At 64.3% G+C, this 23,764-nt stretch carries 20 protein-coding genes; 9 read left to right on the top strand and 11 right to left on the bottom strand.

The annotated features are described in order from the left end of the window. Window positions 1–109 precede the first annotated feature (109 nt). Both ABQY74_RS16865 and ABQY74_RS16860 read left to right on the top strand, forming a co-directional pair. Window positions 110–841 carry a CoA transferase subunit A gene (locus ABQY74_RS16865; protein ID WP_349792404.1) on the top strand — a complete coding sequence of 244 codons (732 nt, stop codon included), beginning with the start codon at window positions 110–112 and terminating at the stop codon, window positions 839–841. Then, the gene (locus tag ABQY74_RS16860; protein ID WP_349792402.1) at window positions 841–1,479 is read left to right on the top strand and encodes a CoA transferase subunit B; all 639 of its coding nucleotides are present in this window, start codon (window positions 841–843) and stop codon (window positions 1,477–1,479) included. The genes ABQY74_RS16865 and ABQY74_RS16860 overlap by 1 nt, the downstream gene beginning before the upstream one ends. Before the next feature lie 23 nt (window positions 1,480–1,502). On the opposite strand, the gene ABQY74_RS16855 is transcribed toward ABQY74_RS16860, so the two are convergent. Together ABQY74_RS16855 and ABQY74_RS16850 are read right to left on the bottom strand one after the other, a co-directional pair. Next, window positions 1,503–4,079, bottom strand: coding sequence for a rhamnan synthesis F family protein (locus ABQY74_RS16855; protein WP_372470100.1), 2,577 nt, complete (start codon window positions 4,077–4,079; stop codon window positions 1,503–1,505). Window positions 4,080–4,347: 268 nt separating this feature from the next. After that, complete coding sequence (locus tag ABQY74_RS16850) at window positions 4,348–5,997, bottom strand: electron transfer flavoprotein-ubiquinone oxidoreductase (protein ID WP_016903954.1); 1,650 nt, start codon at window positions 5,995–5,997, stop codon at window positions 4,348–4,350. Between the two features lie 127 nt (window positions 5,998–6,124). Here ABQY74_RS16850 and ABQY74_RS16845 point away from each other — a divergent pair, with 127 nt between their 5' ends. Next, complete coding sequence (locus ABQY74_RS16845) at window positions 6,125–6,724, top strand: alpha-ketoglutarate-dependent dioxygenase AlkB (protein ID WP_349792400.1); 600 nt, start codon at window positions 6,125–6,127, stop codon at window positions 6,722–6,724. Between the two features lie 467 nt (window positions 6,725–7,191). Here the strand turns inward: ABQY74_RS16845 and ABQY74_RS16840 are convergent, their stop codons facing one another. The 4 genes from ABQY74_RS16840 to ABQY74_RS16825 form a co-directional block, all read right to left on the bottom strand. Continuing rightward, window positions 7,192–7,836 (bottom strand): ABC-type transport auxiliary lipoprotein family protein, encoded by a 645-nt coding sequence (locus tag ABQY74_RS16840; protein ID WP_026064687.1) that lies wholly within the window; start codon window positions 7,834–7,836, stop codon window positions 7,192–7,194. Continuing rightward, a complete protein-coding gene (locus ABQY74_RS16835; protein WP_016903957.1) occupies window positions 7,833–8,759 on the bottom strand; it encodes an MlaD family protein in 927 nt (308 codons plus the stop codon). The genes ABQY74_RS16840 and ABQY74_RS16835 overlap by 4 nt, the downstream gene beginning before the upstream one ends. A gap of 2 nt (window positions 8,760–8,761) precedes the next feature. Then, complete coding sequence (locus tag ABQY74_RS16830; RefSeq protein ID WP_104595069.1) at window positions 8,762–9,604, bottom strand: ABC transporter ATP-binding protein; 843 nt, start codon at window positions 9,602–9,604, stop codon at window positions 8,762–8,764. A gap of 85 nt (window positions 9,605–9,689) precedes the next feature. Beyond that, a complete protein-coding gene (locus ABQY74_RS16825) occupies window positions 9,690–10,919 on the bottom strand; it encodes an MlaE family ABC transporter permease (RefSeq protein WP_372469938.1) in 1,230 nt (409 codons plus the stop codon). A gap of 49 nt (window positions 10,920–10,968) precedes the next feature. On the opposite strand from ABQY74_RS16825, the gene ABQY74_RS16820 reads away from it, so the two are divergent. Continuing rightward, the gene (locus ABQY74_RS16820) at window positions 10,969–12,228 is read left to right on the top strand and encodes a threonine/serine exporter ThrE family protein (RefSeq protein WP_039518883.1); all 1,260 of its coding nucleotides are present in this window, start codon (window positions 10,969–10,971) and stop codon (window positions 12,226–12,228) included. 60 nt (window positions 12,229–12,288) lie between these two features. Here the strand turns inward: ABQY74_RS16820 and ABQY74_RS16815 are convergent, their stop codons facing one another. From ABQY74_RS16815 to ABQY74_RS16805, 3 genes are all read right to left on the bottom strand, one after another. Beyond that, the gene (locus tag ABQY74_RS16815; protein WP_016902895.1) at window positions 12,289–12,741 is read right to left on the bottom strand and encodes an H-NS family nucleoid-associated regulatory protein; all 453 of its coding nucleotides are present in this window, start codon (window positions 12,739–12,741) and stop codon (window positions 12,289–12,291) included. Between the two features lie 144 nt (window positions 12,742–12,885). Beyond that, window positions 12,886–14,580 carry a proline--tRNA ligase gene (locus tag ABQY74_RS16810; RefSeq protein WP_167763682.1) on the bottom strand — a complete coding sequence of 565 codons (1,695 nt, stop codon included), beginning with the start codon at window positions 14,578–14,580 and terminating at the stop codon, window positions 12,886–12,888. A 114-nt stretch (window positions 14,581–14,694) separates the two neighbouring features. Beyond that, window positions 14,695–15,096 (bottom strand): DUF4124 domain-containing protein, encoded by a 402-nt coding sequence (locus ABQY74_RS16805; protein ID WP_349792396.1) that lies wholly within the window; start codon window positions 15,094–15,096, stop codon window positions 14,695–14,697. Window positions 15,097–15,227: 131 nt separating this feature from the next. Here ABQY74_RS16805 and pssA point away from each other — a divergent pair, with 131 nt between their 5' ends. The 5 genes from pssA (at window position 15,228) to ABQY74_RS16780 (ending at window position 20,266) form a co-directional block, all read left to right on the top strand. Further along, window positions 15,228–16,001 carry a CDP-diacylglycerol--serine O-phosphatidyltransferase gene (pssA, locus tag ABQY74_RS16800; RefSeq protein ID WP_016902892.1) on the top strand — a complete coding sequence of 258 codons (774 nt, stop codon included), beginning with the start codon at window positions 15,228–15,230 and terminating at the stop codon, window positions 15,999–16,001. Next, a complete protein-coding gene (locus tag ABQY74_RS16795; protein WP_102251254.1) occupies window positions 15,998–16,468 on the top strand; it encodes an alanine acetyltransferase in 471 nt (156 codons plus the stop codon). The genes pssA and ABQY74_RS16795 overlap by 4 nt, the downstream gene beginning before the upstream one ends. Then, entirely contained in the window at window positions 16,465–16,947 is a 483-nt protein-coding gene (rimI, locus tag ABQY74_RS16790) for a ribosomal protein S18-alanine N-acetyltransferase (RefSeq protein WP_024939133.1), read from the top strand. Before ABQY74_RS16795 ends, rimI begins: the two co-directional genes overlap by 4 nt. A gap of 791 nt (window positions 16,948–17,738) precedes the next feature. After that, window positions 17,739–18,872 carry a polysaccharide lyase family 1 protein gene (locus ABQY74_RS16785; RefSeq protein WP_039518897.1) on the top strand — a complete coding sequence of 378 codons (1,134 nt, stop codon included), beginning with the start codon at window positions 17,739–17,741 and terminating at the stop codon, window positions 18,870–18,872. 251 nt (window positions 18,873–19,123) lie between these two features. Beyond that, on the top strand, window positions 19,124–20,266 hold the full coding sequence (locus tag ABQY74_RS16780) for a pectate lyase (RefSeq protein ID WP_349792393.1): 1,143 nt from the start codon (window positions 19,124–19,126) through the stop codon (window positions 20,264–20,266). A gap of 92 nt (window positions 20,267–20,358) precedes the next feature. On the opposite strand, the gene ABQY74_RS16775 is transcribed toward ABQY74_RS16780, so the two are convergent. Beyond that, on the bottom strand, window positions 20,359–23,193 hold the full coding sequence (locus ABQY74_RS16775; RefSeq protein WP_104599991.1) for a valine--tRNA ligase: 2,835 nt from the start codon (window positions 23,191–23,193) through the stop codon (window positions 20,359–20,361). Window positions 23,194–23,301: 108 nt separating this feature from the next. Continuing rightward, complete coding sequence (locus ABQY74_RS16770) at window positions 23,302–23,727, bottom strand: DNA polymerase III subunit chi (RefSeq protein ID WP_016902887.1); 426 nt, start codon at window positions 23,725–23,727, stop codon at window positions 23,302–23,304. Window positions 23,728–23,764: the final 37 nt, after the last annotated feature.

The following is a 23,764-nucleotide window of genomic DNA, read 5'->3' as shown; positions in this document are numbered from 1 at the left end:
CCGAGTTTAGCGGCTGTGCCGTGTCTTGGGTGTGGCGGAATTGCGATCGGGGACAGGGAACAGTCAGCGGCTAGAATGGCCGCTTCACATCAGCGAGGCGAGGGCGGTGATGAGCAATGGTGGACGTGGTGCGGCAAGCGGCAAACGCTATGCCGACGCCGGGGCGGCGCTGGATGGGGTGCTGGCCGATGGCCAGACCCTGGCGGTCGGCGGCTTCGGATTGTGCGGAATCCCGGAAGCGCTGATCGCGGCAGTGCGCGCGAGCGGGGTCAGCGGATTGACCGTTATCTCCAACAACGCAGGCGTTGATGGATTCGGGCTGGGTCAATTATTGGCCACCCGGCAGATCCGCAAGATGATTTCGTCCTACGTGGGCGAGAACAAGGAATTCGAGCGGCAGTACCTGGCCGGCGAACTGGAGCTGGAGTTCAACCCGCAAGGCACGCTGGCCGAGCGCTTGCGCGCGGGCGGTGCGGGAATTCCCGCGTTCTATACCGCAACCGGTTACGGCACCATCGTCGCCCAGGGCAAGGAAACCCGGCAATTCGACGGCAAGCAGTACGTGATGGAAACCGCGCTGCAGGCCGACGTCGCGCTGGTCAAGGCCTGGCGTGCGGATACGGCCGGCAATCTGGTGTTCCGCAAGACTGCGCGCAACTTCAACCCGGCCTGCGCCATGGCCGGTCGCGTCTGCGTCGCCGAGGTCGAGGAAATCGTGGAGGTGGGCACGATCGATCCGGACCAGGTGCATCTGCCCGGCATCTATGTCGACCGGCTGGTGCTCAACGCCACCCCGGAAAAACGCATCGAACAGCGCACCGTGCGCGGAGGACAGCACTGATGGCCTGGACCAGAGACCAGATGGCCGCACGTGCGGCGCGCGAGTTGACCGATGGTGCCTACGTCAACCTGGGCATCGGCCTGCCGACGCTGGTGGCCAACCACATTCCCGATGGCGTGGACGTATGGCTGCAATCGGAAAACGGCCTGCTCGGCATCGGCCCGTTTCCCAGCGAGGACCAGGTGGATGCGGACCTGATCAATGCCGGCAAGCAGACAGTCACCGCGCGTGCCGGCGCCAGTTATTTCGGTAGCCACGACTCGTTTGCAATGATCCGCGGCGGGCACATCGATCTGGCGATTCTCGGTGCGATGCAGGTCACCGAGCGCGGCGACCTGGCCAACTGGATGGTGCCCGGCAAGATGGTCAAAGGCATGGGCGGCGCGATGGACCTGGTGGCCGGCGTCAAGCGCGTTGTCGTGCTGATGGAACACGTCGCCAAGGACGGCAGCCACAAGATCCTGCGCGAATGCGACCTGCCATTGACTGGCGTCGGCGTGGTCGATCGCATCATCACCGACTTGGCGGTATTCGACGTCACCGATGGCGGGTTGGTGCTGGTGGAGGCGGCCGAGGGAGTGGAGCTGGATGAGTTGCGCCAGAAGACCGGTGTGACAATTCTGACGCCTCAATCGTGAGGCGAGGCCGGACGGCCGTCAGGTCATCCGGCCCGGACCACGCCGCGTCCGGTGAAACGGTCGTCCAGTTGCAGATCCGCCAACCACGGCGCCTGCCAGCGTCCGGAACCGATGCATTGCAGCGGGATCTGGACCGAGGTTCGGTCGAAGTCCAGCAGGTAGCTTTGGTCCTGCGCAACCTGGCAGACGTCTGCAATGAACGCCAACGCACCTTCGTGCACCTGTGCGATCGTCGCCCATTGCGGTGCCGACAGTTCCGGATGGGCGTAGACCGCAGTCGGAACGCCGGTGGCGGCTGTGAAGCAGGAAAATTGCGGCGAAGGAGCGGTGAGCAGTGTTTCCAGAAGCAGATCGTGGCGCAGGATCGTTGACTGCTCCGGGTCGCCCTCGGTACGGCCATCAAAATAGCGGGCAGCTGCCCAGCTCTGGGCAGTGACCTTCGTGGCACGATCGTTCAATGCAAAATAAGCGCCACCCAGCGGCTGTCCGGTCAATCTTGTGAGGTTGGCCTGGATGGTGCCGGAATAACCTATGTCGGCCACCATGGCGGTACCGTCACCTGCAGTCGCTCTCCAGTAATGCAGGTAGGCCGTCCTTTCAGTTTCGGCAAGCGCCAGCAGTTCGTTGATCGCCGGGGCAATCAGTTCCAGCAGCTCGGCATGCATCTCCGGCAGGTAGACATCGCGTTGCATGACCGAGCGGCCCAGGCGACGTTCCAGAATATGTGCTGCAGCCTCTCCCAGGCGCGCCTGTACCAGGTTGCCCAGTGTCCCGGTGTAGGTGCTGTCCAGCAGCAATGCAAGATCATCTGGCGCATGCAGCGAAGGGGTTCCGGTTCCCCGCCGCGATGCCAGCAGATACTTGCCATGCAGCTGCTGCAGTGAAGGCGAAGTCTGCCTTATCAGCTGAAATCCCTGCTCCAGCAGGTGGCCTTCCCGGCTCAGGAACAAGATCGTTTCGATATTGCGTTGCTTCGCCGTGCGGATCAGCCAGGCGAGATAATCGAAGATCAGCGGGCCGATCACCACATAGCCCAGACATGCCGGTGAAAGAATCGGCAAGGGCATCAACGTTTCCGGATACCGGTCGGCAAGGTCGGCGAACCGATTGGCCAGCAGGCCAAGCCACAACTGGTCCTGCCACCGGGTTGCCGCACCCGAAGAGGGTCTCAGCGGGCGCAATGCAGGAATCACCTCCAGCAGTGCGGATGGCCGAAGCACATGCACTGGTGTCAACAGCTTATGCATCTGTGGACGCTGGATATCTGCGTGTTCGTTGTCGCCGACATGCAGCCACCGCGATGCATCGATTTTTTCGATGGCTGGCAGCTCCTTCCAGACATTGTCGGCATCCTTGCGCCACCCCGTCTCGCAAGACACATACCAGGCAGCCGGCAGTGCGCTGACTTCTGGTGGCAGGACCTGCCGCAGCAATGCGCTATCCAGATACATGTCTGAAAGCGCAACCAGGCGGATGCCACGTTGTTTTAGTTGCGTCGCTGCTGCGATCACGCCCCGGCGTGGTCGCAGCAATCTGGCTTCCAGGGCCACTTCCAGTGCCTGGAGGGCATCGATCGGAAGTCCCTTCGCATCGGGCAGGCCAGCCAGTGTGGCGTAGATACCCGATAGATCGACATCGGCGCCACGCTGATAGCGCGCTTTTGACTCGGCAAGTTCGCGTAGTTCGAGAAAATTTCCGACCCCGAATTGGCTTGCTATCAGGTGGGAAAGATAGGCGCGGGCACCCGCCGGAAACAGGAACGGCCTCACCACCAAGGTATCGAAGATATCCAGCGACACCAGTCGAGCCTGCAGGGACGACAGTGTCAATCGCGTGGCGATTGGCGTCTCGAACGCCGCCTGCCAATTGCGTCCACCCTCGCTGCTGAGTGACAGCGTGCCGTCTTGCGGCAAGATGCCGATGCGATACTGCTGATGGCGCACCACAGCAACGAATATGCGTTCCACCGCGTGGTGCAGGGTGCCGTCGATCTGGCCGTGCTCTTCAGGAAAATCCTCGAGCTCTAGATTCAGTGCGTACAAAGACCGCAGTGCGTCCACCTTCGCCCAGAACATCGATCCTGCGGGAAAGTCGATGTATTCCGACGCGTCGATGTCGAATCCGAGTCGTTGAGCCAGCGTGCGGCAGACCTCAAAATTACTCAGCCAGGTATGTGCCCACAGCGGTACCTGTTCGTAGCTCGCAGGGTAGAGCATGCCAAGGCGTGGTTCGGCCTGAAACATTCCCAGCTGCCAGGCGATGCGCTCCGGGCTCCCCATCAGGGACGACACCAGGTAGCGACGCCACTCGCCTTGTTCGCTGCCGGTATATAGCGACTTTTTCGTGTGCAGATGGCCGACAACATCCAATGCCAGGATCTGCTCGCGAAACGTCACCAATAGCGGTGCGATGTCACGGCCGCGATTGGGCACGACGCGTATCTCGAGCTTCTGGATCTGCGGGAGCTTTGAAAAGCGCTCGCGCGCCTGAGCTGCGGCTGTTTCATCCATCACCGATACCAGCAAGTCATAACCCACCGGCATGTGCTGGAGCGACTGTGCGAATTCGTCGATCAGGTCGGTATAGAAGACGTGCACCATCACGCCAACTTTTAACTGCAACTGCGACAAGGGCACTGGCGTGCCGAACGATGCCTGGTCCGACAGGCGGGGAGCTACCGGCTGCTTGCGTCCAGCCAATCGCACCCGTTCCAGAAAGCCGCGTATCCCGAGGGCACGGACCACTTTGAACGCCCGCGTCGCGACCGCAGTAGCGCCGGAGAAACCGCCACCATGGAGTTCTACCGAGCGACGTGCCGCAGCCACAAGTTTGGAAAGACTGCCGGTCACGCGGTACGCCACTGATTAATCACAGATTCTGGTAGTTCGGGCCCGAACCACCCTCCGGCGTGACCCAGGTGATGATCTCGTACGGGTCCTTGATGTCGCAGGTCTTGCAGTGCACGCAGTTGGCGGCGTTGATCTGCAGGCGCTTGCCGGAGGGGCTGCCAGTGTCTGCGACCATTTCGTAGACGTTGGCCGGGCAGAAGCGGGTGCAGGGATTGTCGTATTCCTGCACGCAGCGGGTGGCGCAGACGTCGGTGTCCAGCACCTTCAGATGCACGGGCTGGTCTTCGTCGTGCTCGGTGGCGGCGAAGTAGACCGCCTGCAGGCGGTCGCGCGGGGCGAGCTCGCGCGTGCCGTAGTCGCGGTTGGGTTGCTCGTAATCGCCGATCTTGTGCAATGCCGACCAGTCGGGTTTGTTCTTCAGCGTCCATGGCGAGGCGCCCTTGAGCGCCGTTTCCCAGGCGGCATTGAGCAGGCCGAACCACAAACCCTTCTTAAAGCCGGGCTTGATGTTGCGCACCTGCTTCAACTCGGCCATCGCATCGGACGCGCGCAACTTGGCGTCGAAGCCTTGCGGCGCCAGCTGCGATTGCACCAGATGTTCGGCGGCCAGCATGCCGCTGCGGATCGCCTGATGGGTGCCCTTGATCTTGGGCACGTTGAGCAGGCCGGCGGTGTCGCCGATCAGCAGGGCACCGGGCATTTCCACCTTCGGCAGCGATTGCCAGCCGCCGGTGACGATGGCGCGCGCGCCGGCCGAGAGGATGCTGCCGCCTTCCAGCAATGGCTTGATCAGCGCGTGGTTCTTCCATTGCTGGAAGGCTTCCCACGGCTGGTACTTCGGGTCGCTGTAGTCCAGTCCGCTCACATAACCGAGCGCGATCTGGTTGTTGTCCAGGTGATACAGGAAGCTGCCGCCGTAGGTGCGGTTGTCGGCCGGCCAGCCTAGCGTGTGCACGATCTTGCCGGGACTGACGCGTCCCTCCGGTACCTGCCACAGCTCCTTGATGCCGATCGAATAGCCCTGCGGGTCGGCATCGGCGGTGAGGTCGAAGCGTTTGAGCAGGCGCTTGGTCAGATGCCCGCGCGCGCCTTCGGCCAGCACGGTGACCTTGGCACGGATATCGATGCCGGCGGTGTAACCGGGCTTGTGCGAACCGTCCTTGGCCACGCCCATGTCGCCGATACGCACGCCGATGACCTGGTCGTTGTCGTCGTGCAGGGTTTCGGCGGCGGCAAAGCCGGGGTAGATCTCCACCCCCAGCGCTTCGGCCTGCGGCGCCAGCCAGGCGCACATTGCGCCCAGGCTGACGATGAAGTTGCCGTGGTTGCGCATGCCCGGCGGCACCACCGGGAACTTGCGCGCGCTGTCCTTGCCGAGAAACCAGAATTCGTCGTCGGTGGCAGCCACGCAGATCGGCGGCGGGTTGTCGCGCCAGCCCGGCAGCAAGGCATCCAGCGGGCCCGGCTCGATCACCGCGCCGGACAGGATATGCGCACCGATGGTGCTGGATTTTTCGATCACGCAGACGCTGATGGCCGGATCGAGCTGCTTGAGCCGGATCGCAAAGGCCAGCCCGGCCGGACCGGCGCCGACGGTGACGACGTCGTACTCCATTACGTCGCGCTCGACCGTCTCTGGCGCATTTGCGCCGACTCCTGCTTCCGACATTGCTCCGCTCCCGTTGGCTCGATGGCTGCTGCGCATTTTCCGGGATTCGATGTGACGGCGGCAAATCGGATCGATTCATCCGCGCCGCGCAGCCTCCACTCAGCGGGCGCGTGCTAGCGTTTGATGCATGAAGATTCGGGTGGCATTGCCGCAAGCGGAGATCGCCTGGTGTCGCGGCTGGTTGCCGCGCGCGCAGGCCGATGCGCTGCTGCAGGCGCTGCTGACGCAGGTGCAGTGGGAGGTACATCGCATCCGCATGTTCGGGCGCACGGTCGATTCGCCGCGTCTGAGCAGCTGGATGGGCGATGCGGACGCCAACTATCGCTACTCGGGCACGCAGTTCGCGCCGCAGCCGTGGCTGGAGGTATTGCAGCCTTTACGCGCACGCCTGCAGGCCGAGACCGGGGCGCCGTTCAACAGCGTGCTGGCCAACCGCTACCGCAGCGGCAACGATGCGATGGGCTGGCATAGCGACGACGAGCCGGAGTTGGGAGCGCGACCATTGATCGCCTCGGTAAGCCTGGGCGCGACGCGGCGCTTTGCATTCAAGCATCGCGACGATGCTGCGTTGAAGCAGACGCTGGAATTGGGGCACGGCGATCTGCTGCTGATGGCAGGCGATACCCAGCGCCACTACAAGCATGCATTGCCGCGCACCGCAAAGCCCATCGGCGAGCGCATCAATCTGACCTTTCGTCAGATTGCGCCGCGCGTGTCCCAGCCATAAGAGCGGCTAACGAAGCGTAGCGAGCGCTAGGCTGGCGGTGAGTGCAGTGGTTTTGTTGTCCACATCTTGGTGGATGCAGTCAGCAGTCCGAGTCAAACGCTGAGTGGGTCGAGGGCGCGGTGCCCTCACCGCTCGCGGGACACGCCGTGAACCCGCCCCTGGGGGCTCGGTGGCGGCATCCATGCCGCCACACGGTCCCGCAATCGGTGAGGACACCGCACCAGACAGTTTGTTGGCTGCTTTGTTGAAAGCCATGCACACCGACCATCTCGACTGGTCCTTGCCCGCCCACCGTCGCGGGACCTTATGCGGCATGGATGCCGCAGAAGAGCCTAGATGGACGTACTTGCGGCGTGTCCCGCGATGGTGGGCGGGCAAGGGCCCTGCAGCCAGGCCGCAGATCAGCCGCCCCGCGGTAGACCGGCGTGAAGTGCTTTGTTATCCACTCTAAGATCTGTCGCCTGCGCTTACAACGAACGCGGCAGGCTCTGGCTGTCCTGCTGGCCGGTGATCAAGGTCCAGCCGACCAGTTCGGTAGTGACCTGCGTCATCGCCTGTTCGAATGCCGCTGCCACCGCAGCCGTGTCGGTGCCGCTGGACGGGCGTGCAACCAGGAAGGTGCGCGAGGCCACCACGCGCTGATCGGCGGCGTGCAGCAGTTTGGCATTGAGTTCGATGGTGGCCGAGGGCAGCGACTGGCCGGCGTAATCGGACTCGAAGCGGCGCAGGTCGATCGCCAGCTTGTAGTCGGAGCGGATGCCGGTGCCGATACGGGCGACGGCTGCGATCTTGCCGGAGTCCTCGAACGCGCGGACCACGCTGTCTTCCAGCATGTCGGTGGCCGGCTGCGCCCAGCCTGCGCCGTGATAGACCTGCAACTCGCCCGGGGTCGGGCGCACGTTGATACGCGGGCTGTCGATCACCCGCGCGGCGCTGGGCTTGGACACCGACAGCTGCCAGGTTACCTGCGGCCAGGACGGGTTCGGCGCAATCCGCACGTTAGGTGCGTAGATGGTGGCCGGCTTCTTGTCGCCGCCGGTCAACACCGAGCAGCCGCCCAGCGCCAGCAACGAGACGCACAACATGGGACGCAACAGGCGCATGGCAGTCATTTCGGTTCGAACTCCTTGGGTGCGTCGCGGCCGAGCAGGTAGCGCGCAGGGTTGTTGTCCAGTTTGTCGCTGACCCGGCGCAGGTCGCGGATCAGGCCGCGCAATTCGGTCAGCGTGGGCCCGAGCTGGCCCAGGCCATCGTTGGCAAAACTATTGATGGCCGCGCGGTTCTCGCCAAGGATGTTGTCGGCGTTGCCGGCGGCCGAATCCAGCTTGACCAGGGTGGCATCGAGCTTTTCCAGGATGCCCGGCAGCTGCTGCACCAGGTTCTGGTCCAGCCGCTTGATGGTGCCGTTGGTGGTGGTCAGGGTGGTGTCCAGATTGCGTGCGGCATCGCGCGCGCTGACGATCAGCGCCTGCATGCCTTCGTCGCGATCGGCGATGCCGCCGCTGATCTTTTCCAGATTCTGCAAGGTGGCGGTGATGCTGGCCACGTTCTTGTCCGAGAGCATCTGGTCCATGCGCTCGACGATGCGATTGGCGGTGTCGGTGATGTTCTGCAAGGCCGACGGCGTGGTTTGGATGATCGGCGCATCGCTCTTGTCGATGGTGGTCAGCGACGGTGCCTCGGGCGTGCCGCCGGAGAGCTGGATGATCGACGGGCCGGTCAGGCTGGTGATGGCCAGCTTGGCGCGCGTGTCGCTCTTGATCGGCGTGGTGGAGTTCACCCGCACGTGCGCGACCACCTGGCGCGGGTCGTTCGGCGCCAGCGTCAGCTCGGTGATCGAGCCGACCGCGATGCCGTTGTATTGCACCGGGCTGCCGACCGTCAGGCCGGTCACCGCCTCGCGGAACACCACCCGGTATTGCTGCCAGGTACGGTCGGAGGAGTATTTTGCGGCCCATAGCCCGAACAGCAGCAGGGCCAGGCCCGCCACGATGGTGAAGGCGCCGATCAGGACGTAATTGGCTTTGGTTTCCATGCTCAGGCGGTCTCGGTGGAGTCGGTCTTGGCCGCGCGCGCGGCGCGGGCGCGTGGACCGTGGAAATATTCCTGGATCCAGGGGTGGTCGATCTGCTCGACTTCGGCCAGCGGCGCGTTGGCGATCACCTTGCGATCGGCCAGCACCGCGATGCGGTCGCAGATGGCGTACAGCGTATCCAGGTCATGCGTGATCAGGAACACGGTCAGGCCCAGCGCCTGCTGCAGGGTGCGGATCAACCGGTCGAAGGCGGCCGCGCCGATCGGGTCCAGCCCGGCGGTGGGCTCGTCCAGAAACAGCAGCGGCGGATCCAGCGCCAGCGCCCGCGCCAGGCCGGCGCGCTTGCGCATGCCGCCGGACAGCTGCGAGGGCAGCTTGTCCAGTGCATCGGCCGGCAGGCCGGCCAGCTTGATCTTCAGCAGCGCCAGCTCGAAATACCAGCGCTCGGGAAACTCGCCGTGATGTTCCTTCAGCGGGACCTGCACGTTTTCGCCGACGGTCATCGACGAGAACAGCGCGCCGTCCTGAAACAGCACCCCGGTATTGCGGGTGATGTGCTGGCGGTCGGCGAAACGGCCCGAGCGCGCATCCGCCCCCAGCACCTGGATGCTGCCGGCGTCCGGCTCGCGCAGGCCCAGGATGCTGCGCATCAGTACCGACTTGCCGGTGCCCGAGCCGCCGACCACGCCCAGGATCTCGCCGCGACGCACGTCCAGATCCAGCTCCTCGTGCACGACCTGGCTGCCGAAGCGATTGGTCAGCCCGCGTACCGAAATCGCCAGCTGGTCGTCGTCGGCGTCGATCTCTGTGCCGGGATTGGGGATTTGGGATTCCGGATTGGTCACAGCACGGCTCTCCCGAGTGTCAGGGCGCCAGCTGCGCTTGTGCCTTGCACGAATCCCGAATCCCGAATGTCGAATCCCGGTCTCATCACCACCCCATCTTCATGAACCACAGCGCGGCGATCGCGTCGAGGATGATGACCAAGGAAATCGTCTGCACCACCGAGGAGGTGGTGCGCTCGCCAACCGACTGCGCGGTGCCGCTGACCTTCAGGCCTTCCAGACAGCCGATCAGGCCGATCACCAGCGCAAACAGCGGCGCCTTCGACAGCCCGACCAGAAAATGCCGCAGCTGGATGGTGTCGTGCATGCGCGCCAGGTACATCTGCGGCGGGATATCCAGATCGAACGCGCCCACGGTGACGCCACCGGCCAGGCCGGCGATCATCGCGATGAAGGTCAGCAGCGGCAGGGTGAAGATCAGCGCGAGCAGGCGCGGGATCACCAGCAAGTCGATCGGGTCCAGACCCAGGGTGCGGATGGCATCCACTTCCTCGCGCGATTTCATCGCACCGATCTGCGCAGTGAAGGCGCTGGCGGTGCGCCCGGCCAGCACGATGGCGGTCAGCAGCACCGCGAACTCGCGCAGGAAGGCGATCGACACCAGCTCCACCACGTAAATCTCCGCGCCGAAGTCGCGCAGGATGGTCGAGCCCAGGAACGCGATCACCGCGCCGACCAGATACGACAGCAGCACCACCAGCGGCACCGCATCCAGGCCGACCTGCTCCATGTGGTGCACGGTGGAGGTCAGGCGGAAGCGGCGCGGCTCGTGGATCAGCCGCGCGATCTTGACCAGGTTCTCGCCCAGAAAACTGTTCAGCTCCAGAATGCCCTGACCGACGCCGTGGGTGGTGCGGCCCAGACGGTCCAGCGCGGCGACGAAGCCGTAGTCGCGTTTGGGCTTGGGGCGTTCGTCGTTGAGTTCCTCGATGGTGCACACCAGCGCCTGGTGCTCATCGCGGAAATCGATGGCATCTTCCTTCAGGCCCATGCGGCTGGCGAAGCGCAGCAGCTGCAGCACGCCGGCCGAATCCAGCTGCCCGATGCCGCGCGCGTCGATGCGCCGGACCCCTTCGGGCACGGCCTGCAGCAGCTCGGCCTGGGGCAATGCGGTCGCCAGGACCCAACTGCCAGCAAGGCGGACCTGTGCGTGATCCTGCGAGTCTTGTTCGATGCGTGGAGGTTGCGCTTTGATCATGGGTGGCCTGTCCGTGGCGCCAGCATACCGCGCCCGGCGTGAGCGAATGATGGGGACGCTTCGCACCTGCGGTCCCGGCACAGACAATCGGCACGCCGGCCAGGTGCGCTGCGGCATACACTGGCGGCCTCGCCAGACGGCGTTTCTCCGATCCGACCCGCCACGCATGTCCGCTGCCACCGTCGTCCAACCGTCCGCCAGCGCCACCTATGCCCAGCGCGTCGCCTTTGTTTCGGAAATCGCCGGACGCCTGCATTCCTACGGCACCACTGCGCAGCGTCTTGAGGCCGCCGTGGTCGGACTGTCGCAGAAGCTGGGCCTGGACTGCGAGCCCTGGTCCAATCCCACCGGGATCATTTTGAGCTTCAGCGACCCGACCAAGGCCATCGGCTCCAGCGACATCACCCGGGTGATCCGGCTGGCCCCGGGCGAGAATGACCTTTACAAGCTCAGCGTGGCCGATTACGTGGCCGACGGCGTGGCCAACGGGCGCATGAGCATTGCGCAGGGCCACACCGCGCTGCGGCGGCTGGACCGCGAGGTCGATCGGCGCGGCAAGACCATGCAGGTGCTGGCATTCGGGCTGGCCGCCGCCGGCGTGGCAGGGCTGTGGAAACTGCCCTGGCTGGATATCGCCACCGCCGGCGCGATCGGGATGTCGATCGGCCTGCTGACCCAGTACACCGACAGGCGGCCGGCGACCAAGGAAGCCGGCGAGGCACTGGCCGGCCTGCTGGCCGGGGTGGTGGCCGCCGTGGTGGCTTCGCTGGTCGGGCCACTGAACCTCAATACGGTGATCATCGCCTCGCTGGTGGTGCTGCTGCCCGGCATGTCGTTGACCAATGCCTTCAACGAGCTGGCCAGCCAGCACTGGGTCTCGGGCACGGCGCGGCTGGCCGGTGCGGTGACCACGGTGCTCAAGCTCACCGTCGGTGCGGTCATCGCGGTGACGCTGACCCAGGTGCTCGGCCTGCACCCGCAGGTGGCCGCATTGCGCCCACAGTCCGGCTGGGTGGAGTGGGCCTCGCTGCTGGTGGCCGCTTATGCGTTTGCGGTGTTGTTCAAGGCCAATCGACGCGATTATTTATGGATCATGGCGGCGGCCATGTCCGGGTATGTCATCGCGCGCTATGCCGGGCATGCCTGGGGTGGCCCGGCCGGCGTCTTTGCATCGGCCATGGCATTGACCGCCGCCGGTAATCTGTTTGGGCGTGTGGTGCAAAAACCCGGGGCATTGATCCGTTTGCCCGGCATCATCATGCTGGTTCCGGGCAGTGTCAGCCTGCGTGGCTTTCTGACCCTGGTACAGCAACAGGATGTCAGCGTCGGACAGGCCGCGCTATTGGCGGTGACCAATATCGTGATGGCCTTGATGGCCGGATTGCTGTTCGGCAATCTGTTGATTCCGGCCCGCAAGAATTTATGACCGGTAGAAAAACGCGCAATAAAAAACGCCGGCACTGCCGGCGTTTTTTATTGGTAACAATCAAGCCGCCTTGGGCTTCTTGGTCGCGCGCTTGGTGGCGGCTTTGCGCGGCGCGGCCTTCTTGGCCGGGGTCTTCCTGGCGCTGACCTTGCTGATCAGAAAGTCTTCGACCTTCTTGCCGGCGGCGGTCAGTTCGGCCAGCCAGCGCGGCTGCTTGCCGCGGCCGGTCCAGGCTTCCTGGGGATTGGCGGGGTTGCGATACTTCGGCGGAACCTTGCCCAGCTTGCGGCCAGCGCGCGGGCCCGGCTTGGCAGCGGCAGCCGGACGACCCGGACCGGCGCTGGCGCCAAACAATTCTTCGATGGAATAACCCTGGGCTTTTGCCGCGCGGGTCAGCTGCGTGCGAACCTTGGCAATCGGGGCGCGCTTGGCAACCACGGTCTGCTGCTTTTTCGCGTTTTTGATCAGTGCACCCAATTGCTTGGCCGACAGGCCGCTAAGATCGATCGACATCACTACTCCGGAAGATGAGAGAGAAAAGAATGCCGGTCCGTGGCAGCGCTGGTCATCATAATGTCAGAAAACCCAAGTGACAAATGCGCCGAAATAATTCGGCGCCTTGTGTTCATCCAATTGAAGTAGTTTCGGGTGATTTGATCAACGACCCAGGCGGGAGAATAACCCGGCCTTATCCAGGTTTTCTGCTGCCTCTGCAGTGCGGGCGCGATATTCAAATGTACCAGCGGCCAATCCACGTTCGGAGACCACCACCCGATGCGGAATACCCAATAGTTCCATATCGGCAAACATCGCGCCCGGGCGCAGGCCGCGGTCGTCCAGCGCCGCTTCGATCCCTGCGGCGATCAATTCGTCCAGCAATGCCTGAGCGGCGGCAACCACCTGCGCATCCTGCTTGGGGTTGATGATGCAGACCACCACCTGCCACGGTGCCATCGGCGCAGGCCAGACGATGCCGGCATCGTCATGGTTCTGCTCGATCGCCGCGGCCACGATGCGCGAAATGCCGATGCCGTAGCAGCCCATCTTCATCACTGCGGGCTTGCCGTTCTCGTCGATCACGGTGGCCTGCAATGCCTGCGCATACTGGCTGCCGAGCTGGAACACATGGCCCACCTCGATGCCGCGGGCCAGTCGCAGCTCGCCGCCATCGGCCGCGCGTTCGCCGTCGATGACGTTGCGCACATCGGCAACGGTTTCCGGTTCGGGCAGGTCGCGGCCCCAGTTGACGCCCACCAGGTGCGCGCCGGGCACATTGGCGCCGACCACGAAATCGGCCAGTGCCGCGACATCGCGATCGGCCACCACGCGCACCGGGCGCGCGGTATTGACCGGGCCCAGGAAGCCCGGCTCGCAGCCGAGGTGGTCGCGGATTTCGGTTTCGTTGGCCAGACGGTAGCCGGCCAGGCCGGCGACCTTGCCGAGCTTGATCTCGTTGACGGCATGATCGCCGCGCACCAGCACCAGCACGAAGCCGGCTTCGGTCATCACCGCCACCGACTTGACCGTGCGCTGCAGCGCGATGCCCAGCAACTGGGCGACGTCTTCGCAGGTCTTCTGGGTGGGCGTTGCGACCTGGCGCATCGCCTCGCCAGCCGCAGCGCGCGGGGCGGGCAGGGCGGCGCTGGCGGTTTCCACGTTGGCGGCGTAATCGGAGCCGGTGGAGAACGCCAGCGAGTCCTCGCCGGAGGCGGCGATGACATGGAATTCCTGCGAGGCGTCGCCGCCGATGGCGCCGGAGTCGGCCTGCACGGCGCGGAATTCCAGCCCAAGGCGGGTGAAGATGCGGGTATAGGCCGCGCGCATGTTGTCGTACTCGCGCGCCATGTCGGCATCGGTGAGATGGAAGGAATAGGCGTCCTTCATCAGGAATTCGCGTGCACGCATCACGCCGAAGCGCGGGCGGATCTCATCGCGGAACTTGGTCTGGATCTGGTAGAAGTTCAGCGGCAGCTGCTTGTAGCTGTTGATCTCCTGGCGCGCGAATTCGGCCGCGGCCTCTTCGGCGGTCGGGCTGTAGCAGAACTCCTGCTCCTTGCGATCCTTGATCTTGAGCAACTGCCCGCCGAACTTCTCCCAACGGCCGGTGGCGTCCCACAGCTCGCGCGGCTGGATGGTGGGGAACAGCACTTCCACCGCCCCGGCGCGGTTCATCTCCTCGCGCACGATGGCCTCGACCTTGCGCAGCACGCGCAGACCCAGTGGCGACCAGGTGTACAGCCCGGAGGCCAGCTTGCGGATCATGCCCGCGCGCAGCATCAGACGGTGGCTGACCAGCTCGGCGTCGGCCGGGGTTTCCTTGGTGGTGTGCAGGTGGAACTGGGAAAGACGCATCGGGCTTCGCTTGGGCGGAAAGCCCATAGTTTGCCAGTCTCGCGCCCTGCCGGTCAGTGGCACCGGCCGATCGGCCGGATGCATGGACCGGCAGGTGGCCGGTCCCGGGCCGGTTCAGATAGCCGGATTGCCGCTCGCTGCCGGCTTGCAATAGGCCTTGGCGGCCGCCTCGGCGAGATTGCGCTGCGCCGCGCGGGCGTCCGGGTCCAGTGGGGTGCCAGGCTTGCCGTCGGCACCGGCGCCCATGGTGACCTCGCCCTTGCCGCTGAGCAGTTCCAGGTTGCGGCGTGCGGTCAGGCAGTCGGCCGATTCGGGCGTGGCGGCTTCCGGCGCGGCGATGGCGGCGGTGCCGTTGCGCGCATCGATCCGGCGCGCTTCGTAGCGCTGGCCGGTCGGTGGCGGGGTTTCGGTGTAGTGGGTGACGCCCTTGGCGTCCTTCCATTTATATAGATCGGTGGCGCCGGCGGCGGCGCTGACCAGCATCAGCAGGGCGCAAAGCCCGGACGACAGGTGCATATGGCTTCCCCTGGATGATTCCCGCGGCGATTGCAGCATCCGCGGCCCGCGCTGGCAAGTGACGCCGCGGGCGGGCGCGTACGATGCAAGCGCGCTACCGCCGGACGGACCTCAGGCCCTACACTTGCCGGATGGATGAGATGAGACCGCCCCCGCGCTCGCGCACGATCTACCTGCTGCCGAACCTGTTCACCACCGCCGGGCTGTTTTCCGGTTTCTACGCCATCATCGCCGCCGCCAATGGGCAATTCGTCCAGGCCGCCATGGCGGTGTTCGTGGCCGCGGTGATGGACGGGCTGGACGGCCGGGTCGCGCGCCTGACCAATACCAGCAGCGAATTCGGCGTGCAGTACGACTCGCTGGCCGATCTGGTCAGCTTCGGCATGGCCCCGGCGCTGGTGATGTACCACTGGTCGCTGTCGGCATTGAAGTACGACAGCAACGTGATGGGCCGGGTCGGCTGGTCGGCCGCGTTTCTGTATGCGGCCTGCGCGGCGCTGCGGCTGGCACGCTTCAATACGCAGGTGGGCGTGGTCGACAAGCGCTGGTTCATCGGCCTGGCCAGCCCGGCGGCTGCCGGCCTGATGATGTCCTTCGTGTGGGCGTTTGCCGACGACAGCCTGGGCTTTGATGGCGAGCAGCTGCGTTACCTGGCGCTTGCGGTCACCGTGGTGGCGGCCTTGCTGATGGTCAGCCGGATCCGGTTCTGGAGTTTCAAGGGCGGCGCGCGTGGTCCGCGCGCCGACCGTGTGCCGTTCCTGGCACTGGCGATCGCCACGGTGGTGATCGCGTTGCTGGTGATCGATCTGGCGCGTTCGCTGCTGGTGATTGGCGTGCTGTATGCGCTGTCCGGCCCGGTAATGTGGCTGTGGCGGCGCTGGCGGCGCACGCCCGAGCTGCCATGAGTCAATTGGCCTCCGAGCCGATGTGGTCCGATTTGCAGGTGTCGTACCTGCAGGCGTTGGGGCACACGGTGTATCTGGACCGCGACAGCGTGGACGTGGCGGCGGCGCCTGACGAGACGAGCGAGCGTGCGCCGGCGGCGGCACCGCCGCGCGTGGAGCGCGCGCTGCCAACGCCGGCGCCTGCGGCACCGCCTGTGGTGCGTCGCAGCGCACCGGCCGCACCGGCCGACGTGCCGCAGGCGGTCACGACTGCGGCTTCGACGGCGCCGCAACGGCGCAGCCGGGTCGGCATGCCCGATCGCCTGCAGATGGCATTGCTGCGCGCCTCCGGCTGCAATCCGGGCGATCCGAATACCCAGGCGTTGATGGCGTCCTGGCCGCTGGCCGAGTTACGTGGCAATCCGGCAGCCAAGCGCGCGCTGTGGCCGCAACTGCGTGCGCTGCGGCGGCGTCGGGATCCGGCATGAGCGCCTTGAACGTGCCGCTGCCCACCTCGCTGCGCGCCATGCGCGAGAGCGATCTGGATGTGGTGATGGAGATCGAACACCGCGCCTATCCGTTCCCGTGGACGCGCAGCATCTTTCGCGACTGCCTGCAGGCCGGCTATCCGGGCTGGGTGATGGAGCAGGGCGGGCAGGTCATTGGCTACGGGGTGATCAGCATCGCCGCTGACGAGGCGCACGTGCTCAATGTCTGCATCGCACCGGAGGCGCAATCGCAGGGGCATGGCCGGGTGCTGTTGCGCGCGCTGATCAAGGGTGCCTGCGATCGCGGCGCGCGTCGCGCGTTTCTGGAAGTACGCCCGTCCAACCCGTCGGCGATTGCGCTGTATCACTCCGAAGGTTTCAATGAAATCGGACGGCGCCCACGCTACTACCCCTCCAACACCGGTCGCGAAGATGCGTTGGTGATGGCGATCGAGTTGTCCTTCGAAGGGTTTTCCTGAGCGCCATCGGCGGTAGCTGATGGGAGTGGTTTCGCGCGTGCTGCTTGAACCGCGCGCATACACCTGATACCTGCCGCGCGGTTGCCCTGTTGAAGGGGCTCACGACCTGGAGACGCCAGTCTGCTCTTGGGTCACGGTCAGACGACCGCTCCGGAGCTTTCGGTTCGCAGCATGCGGCTTTGTCGTTACGAAATACGCTCGGGTAATCAGGCAATCGCGCACCGTGACCTGAGCCTTGCATGTCGCTGCAATCGATCGCAACAGGCCGCACTTTTCCTCCATCGCAGCGTTTGGGTCGGCCGCCTGCGCGCCGTCATCTGCCATGACGCGCTTGCGTGCGTCATGGTGATTATTTCGCCATCTCGTATTTGACGTTTTCAGCGGCGTGATCAATTGCGTCCAGCCGTGCGCGACGCCGCACGATGGCGATACATCGCATTGCGGCCGCTGTATGCGTCAGAAAAAACACGCAGGCATGTGATCGTGGCGGCACACCGTGCTGGACCTGTGTCCGTCTGCATTGCGATGCGGATCATGCTGCGCTGCAGTGTCCTTACGCCTGTCTCTGCGTGTCTTGATTGCAGCGTTTTGTCTTCTCTTGCGTGTCCCGCAACCGTTTGCGTGACTGCGCGTGCACATCGATGCATCGGCTAGATACAAGCCATTGCGATGCTCCTAGTATCGGTGCCGCGGAACTGAACATTACAGAGATGAAAAGTATGTTCCGCGCCTGCTAGACGAGGGGTGTGCCGCCGCGCGGCGCATCGAACCCATCCGAGGGAGACATCAAGATGAAGCCGAAATTTTCAACGGCGGCCGCCGCGTCGCTGTTTGTCGGGTCGTTGCTGGTCGTTGGCGTTGCCTGCGCCGATCCTGCACTGGAAGTTGCAACCACTGGTTGGGCAACACAGAACGGAGGGACCAAGGGCGGCTCCAAGGCGGCCGCTGCCAACATCTACACGGTCAAGACTGCCGCCGAGCTGAAGAACGCGCTGAAGGCCAGCGTGGGCAGCAACGGGCGCATCATCAAGATCAGCGGCATCATCGATATCAGCGAGGGCACGCCGTATACCAAGACCTCGGACATGAAGACCCGCGCGCGGTTGGATATCCCGACCAAGACCACGCTGATCGGCATCACCAGCAACGCGGAGATCCGCGAAGGCTACTTCTACGTCAAGGCCAACGACGTCATCATCCGCAACCTCACCATCGAAAATCCGTGGGATCCGGAGCCGGTCTGGGATCCGGATGACGGCAGTGCCGGCAACTGGAATTCCGAGTACGACGGCCTCACGGTCGAGGGCGCAACCAATGTGTGGGTGGACCATGTCACCTTCACCGACGGTCGCCGCACCGACGATCAGAACGGCACCGCCAACGGTCGCCCCAAGCAGCATCACGACGGCGCAATGGACGTCAAGAAGGGCGCCAACTTCGTCACCATTTCCTACTCTGCGTTCAAGTCGCACGAGAAGAACGACCTGATTGGCTCCAGCGACAGCGCCTCCAGCACCGACAGCGGCAAGCTCAAGGTGACCATCCACAACACCTTGTTCGAGAACATTTCCGCACGCGCGCCGCGGGTGCGCTTCGGCCAGGTGCACCTGTACAACAACTACCACGTCGGCAGCACCAGCAATAAGGTCTACCCGTTCTCTCACGCGCACGGCGTGGGCAAGGAGTCCAAGATCTTCTCCGAGCGCAACGTGTTCGACATCAGTGGGGTGAGCAGCTGCGACAAGATTGCGGCCGATTACGGCGGCAGCGTGTACCGCGACCAGGGCTCGCTGCTCAACGGCAAGGCGCTGACTTGCTCGTGGAATAGCAACATCGGCTGGACCCCGCCGTATACCTATAGCCTGCTGTCGGCCGACAAGGTCGCTGCGGACGTCAAGGCCAAGGCCGGCGCCGGCAAGCTGTAAGCGTTACCACCGCAACACCGAATGCAGCGCCCGCAAAACGGGTGCTGCATTTACGTGTGTGCGCTGCATGCGAAGTACATGCAAACAGAAAAATAATTTTCAGAAACAGACTATTCAATACTTTTCATAAGCATTAGGATCGAGTCGCGTTCGCTAGGGGACTGGCCTTGATGGCCTGGGCGATTGCATCGGGGAGCGCGTCGTCTCATGCGGCGCGCCATCGCGTCACTCATCCAAGAGAATTCATCACCATGTCGAAAGCATCGACAGTCGTTGGTCGTACCGTTGTGGGCGTCGTTCTGAGTGCTGCGTTGTTGTCTCCTGCAGCCTACGCTGCAGATCCGTCGCTGGACGTGGCCACCACCGGTTGGGCTACCCAGAACGGCGGAACCAAGGGTGGCTCCAAAGCCGCGGCGGCGGACATCTACACCGTCAGCACGGCAGCGCAGTTGAAGGCCGCGTTGAAAGCCAAGGCGGGCAGCAACGGCCGCATCATCAAGGTCAAGGGTGTCATCGACATCAGCGAAGGCAAGGCGTACACCAAGACCTCGGACATGAAGACCCGTGCGCGGTTGGACATCCCGACCAAAACCACGTTGATCGGCCTCGGTACCAATGCGGAAATCCGCGAGGGCTATTTCTACATCAAGGCCAACGACGTCATCGTGCGCAATCTCACCATCGAAAATCCGTGGGATCCGGAGCCGAAGTGGGATGCCGACGACGGCGATAACGGTAACTGGAATTCCGAATACGACGGCCTGACCGTGGAAGCGGCCACCAACGTCTGGGTGGACCATGTCACCTTCACCGACGGTCGCCGCACCGACGACCAGAACGGCACCGCCAACGGCCGCCCCAAGCAGCATCACGACGGTGCGATGGACGTCAAGAAGGGTGCCAACTTCGTCACCATCTCCTACTCGGCGTTCAAGTCGCACGAGAAGAACAGCCTGATCGGCTCCAGCGACAGCGCCTCCAGCACCGACAGCGGCAAGCTCAAGGTGACCATCCACAACACCTTGTTCGAGAACATCTCGGCACGCGCGCCGCGTGTGCGTTTCGGCCAGGTGCACCTGTACAACAACTACCACGTCGGCAGCACCAGCAATAAGGTCTATCCGTTCTCGCACGCGCACGGTGTGGGCAAGGAGTCGAAGATCTTCTCGGAGAACAATGCGTTCGACATCAGCGGCGTGAGCAGCTGCGACAAGATCGCCGGCGACTACAAGGGCAGCGTATATCGCGACCAGGGTTCGCTGCTCAACGGCAAGGCGCTGAACTGCTCGTGGAACAGCAACATCGGCTGGAAGCCGCCGTATACCTATAGCTTGCTGGCCGCCAACAAGGTGGCTGCAGACGTCAAGGCCAAGGCCGGCGCAGGCAAGCTGTAACGCGTCTGCTACAGGCAACGCTGCGATGCGTGCAGCGTTGCACTTTTCCCGCAACGCCCGCATCAGTGCGGGCGCTGTGTGTGTTGGCGGCGCTAGATCTTAGCGCGTTGTTCGCGCAGGCCGGTCAGCTGCGTGGTCCAGTCGTTCAGGCGCGCGCGTTCCTGCTCGACCACCACGGCCGGCGCGTTCTGCACGAAGGTGGCGTTGCCCAGCTTGCCATTGCACTTGCCGATCTCGCCTTCCACGCGCTTGATTTCCTTGTCCAGGCGCGTGCGTTCGGCATCCATGTCGACCAGGCCTTCCAGCGGCACCAGCAGGGTCAGCTCACCGACGATGGCCGTGGCCGACGGCGGGGTGTCCTGGCCGGCATCGAGCCAGTCGATCGCTTCGAGCTTGAGCAGAAACGACAGCTGCGAGGCAAAGCGGCCAATACGGGCGCGATCGTCGGCAGTGCCGGCCTGCAGCAGCAGGCGTACCTGCTTGGACGGCGGTACGTTCAACTCGCTGCGCACACGACGCAGTGCCGATACCATCGACTTCAGCCATTCGACATCGGCCTCTGCGCCGGCGTAGCTGGCGGTATCGATATCGCCGGCCTGCGGGAATGCCTGCAGCGAGATCGTGGCGGCGGTGATGCCCAGGCGCGGTGCGACCTGCTGCCACAGTTCTTCGGTGACGAATGGGGTGAGCGGGTGCAGCAGGCGCAATAATGCTTCGAGCACGTAGAGCAGGGTATGCCGCGTGCTGGCGGCAGCTTCGCAGTCCTGGCCATTGAGCGCGGGCTTGGCCAGTTCGACGAACCAGTCGCAGAACGCATTCCAGGCGAACTCGTACAGCGATTGCGCGAGCAGATCGAAGCGGTAGTTGGCGTAGTGCGCGTGGGTTTCTGCGGTGACCTTGTCCAGGCGCGCCAGAATCCACTGTTCGGCTTCGGTGCGCGGCTGCGGTACGCCGGCAAAGCGCGCGCCTTCGGTGTTCATCAGCACAAAGCGCGTGGCGTTCCATAGCTTGTTGCAGAAGTTCTTGTAGCCTTCGGCGCGGCCAAGATCGAACTTGATGTCGCGGCCATGCGTGGCCAGCGCGGCGATGGTGAAGCGCAACGCGTCGGCACCGTGGGCGATGATGCCGTCCGGGAATTCCTTGCGCGTGGCTTTTTCGATCTTCTCGGCCATGCGCGGCTGCATCAGCCCGTTGGTGCGCTTGGCCACCAGGTCTTCGATGCTGATGCCGTCGATGATATCCAGCGGATCGAGCACGTTGCCCTTGGACTTGGACATCTTCTGGCCCTGCGCATCGCGGATCAGGCCGGTGATGTAGACATCGCGGAACGGCACCTGGCCGGTGAAGCTGTCGGTGGCCATGATCATGCGCGCCACCCAGAAGAAGATGATGTCGAAGCCGGTGACCAGCACCGACGACGGCAGGTAGCGCTCGAAGCCGCGCTCGGCCATCGCGCTCGCATCCGGCCAGCCCAGCGTGGAGAACGGCCACAGTTGCGAGGAGAACCAGGTTTCCAGCACGTCACTGTCCTGGTGCAGCGCGACGTCGGCACCCAGGCCGTGTTTCGCGCGCACCTCGGCTTCGTCGTGGCCGACATAGCACTTGCCTGCCTCGTCGAACCACGCCGGGATGCGATGGCCCCACCACAGCTGACGGCTGATGCACCAGTCCTGGATGTTCTCCATCCAGTGGCGATAGGTGTTGATCCAGTTCGGCGGCACGAACTTGACCTGGCCGCTTTCGACCAGCTCCAGGCCGCGCCTGGCCAGCGCGTCCATCTTCACGAACCACTGGTCGGTCAGATAGGGCTCGATCACCTGGCCGGTGCGATCGCCGCGCGGCACCTGCAGCTTGTGTGGCTTGGTTTCGACCAATACGCCCAAGTCTTCCAGTTCCGACAGCACCAGCTTGCGGGCGTCATAACGATCCAGGCCGCGATAGCGCTCCGGCGCATTCTCGTTGATGGTGGCGGTGACGGTGAACAGATTGATCAGCGGCAGGTCATGTCGCACGCCCACCTGGTAATCGTTGAAGTCATGCGCAGGCGTGACCTTGACCACGCCGGTGCCGAAGGCGCGGTCGACATAATCGTCGGTGATCACTGGCACCTGCCGGCCGGTCAGCGGCAGCACGATGCGGGCGCTGTGCAGCGTGGCGTAGCGCGGATCTTCCGGATGCACCATCACTGCGGTATCGCCCAGCATGGTTTCCGGGCGCGTGGTGGCGACCACCAGGTAATCGCGGGTTTCGCGCAGTGTCTCGGCGCCGTCGGCATCGTGTTCGACGTGCTCGTAGGTCACGCCATCGGCCAGCGGATAGCGGATCGACCACAGGAAGCCGTCTTCTTCGACGTTTTCCACTTCCAGGTCGGAGATCGCGGTCTTCAGCACCGGGTCCCAGTTGACCAGGCGCTGGCCGCGATAGATCAGGCCCTGCTCGTACCAGCGCACGAAGGCTTCGTTGACCGCGGCCGACGGTTGCGGGTCCATGGTGAAGGTGCTGCGCGACCAGTCGCTGGAGGTGCCCAGCCGGCGCATCTGGCGCTCGATGGTGTCGCCGGACTCGGCCTTCCATTCCCACACCTTGGCGATGAAGCCCTCGCGCCCGAGCGAGTCGCGCGTTTCGCCATTGCCTTCCAGGGCCAGGTTGCGCGACACCACCATCTCGGTGGCGATGCCGGCGTGGTCGGTGCCCACCTGCCACAGCGTGTCGAAGCCGCGCATGCGGTGATAGCGCACCAACGCGTCCATCAGCGTCTGCTGGAACGCATGGCCCATGTGCAGCGTCCCGGTCACATTCGGCGGCGGCAGCAGCACGGTATACGGCTCACCCTTGCCGGACGGCACGAAATAACCGGCCGCCTCCCACTGCGCGTACAGGCGCGATTCGAAGGAAGAGGGTTCGTAGCTGGAGGCGAGGGTGGTCATAAGGCGGGAAATGGAGAGTCGGGAATAGGGAATGGGGAAAGCAGGTGTGTTGAAAAGTGAAGGTCTACGGGGCAGTCGACGTTCAATTCTCGATTCCCCATTCCCGATTCACATGTCGTACTTGGTCAGTTCCAGGCCCAGGGCCTTGTACTGCTTCCAGCGCTCGCGCAGCGGTTCGCGGGCGGCGGGGTCGGCCGGGACAACTTCCAGTACGCGGTCGCAGGCGCCCAGGTAGGGGTCGTCGCGCAGGTTGATCACCAGCGGGCGCGAGGGGGCATCGAACTCCGGCGCGGCGATCAGCACCGGCGCCAGTTCGTCTTCCTCATCGGTGCCGGCGATCTGGTGCGGGATGTAGGCCTCGTCGTCGAATGCCCACAGCAGGTCGTCCAGTGCCTCGGCCTGCGCGGCGTCGCGCGCCAGGATCAGCGTGGACAGGTTGGCGTCGTTGGCCTTGCGCGCCAGCTCGCAGACCAGCCGCAGCGGTTCGTTGAGGAAGCGCGGTTTGGCGATCAGGTAAAAGTCGGCACGGGGCATCAGGGCAGGGAATCGGGAGAGGAGAATTGGGAATGGT

Origin of the sequence: Xanthomonas sp. WHRI 7064, from assembly GCF_040202355.2 — a bacterium.
Taxonomy (GTDB): domain Bacteria; phylum Pseudomonadota; class Gammaproteobacteria; order Xanthomonadales; family Xanthomonadaceae; genus Xanthomonas; species Xanthomonas arboricola.
The sequence above is the reverse complement of the archived record's forward strand: the minus strand, read 5'-3'. Positions and strand labels throughout refer to the sequence as shown.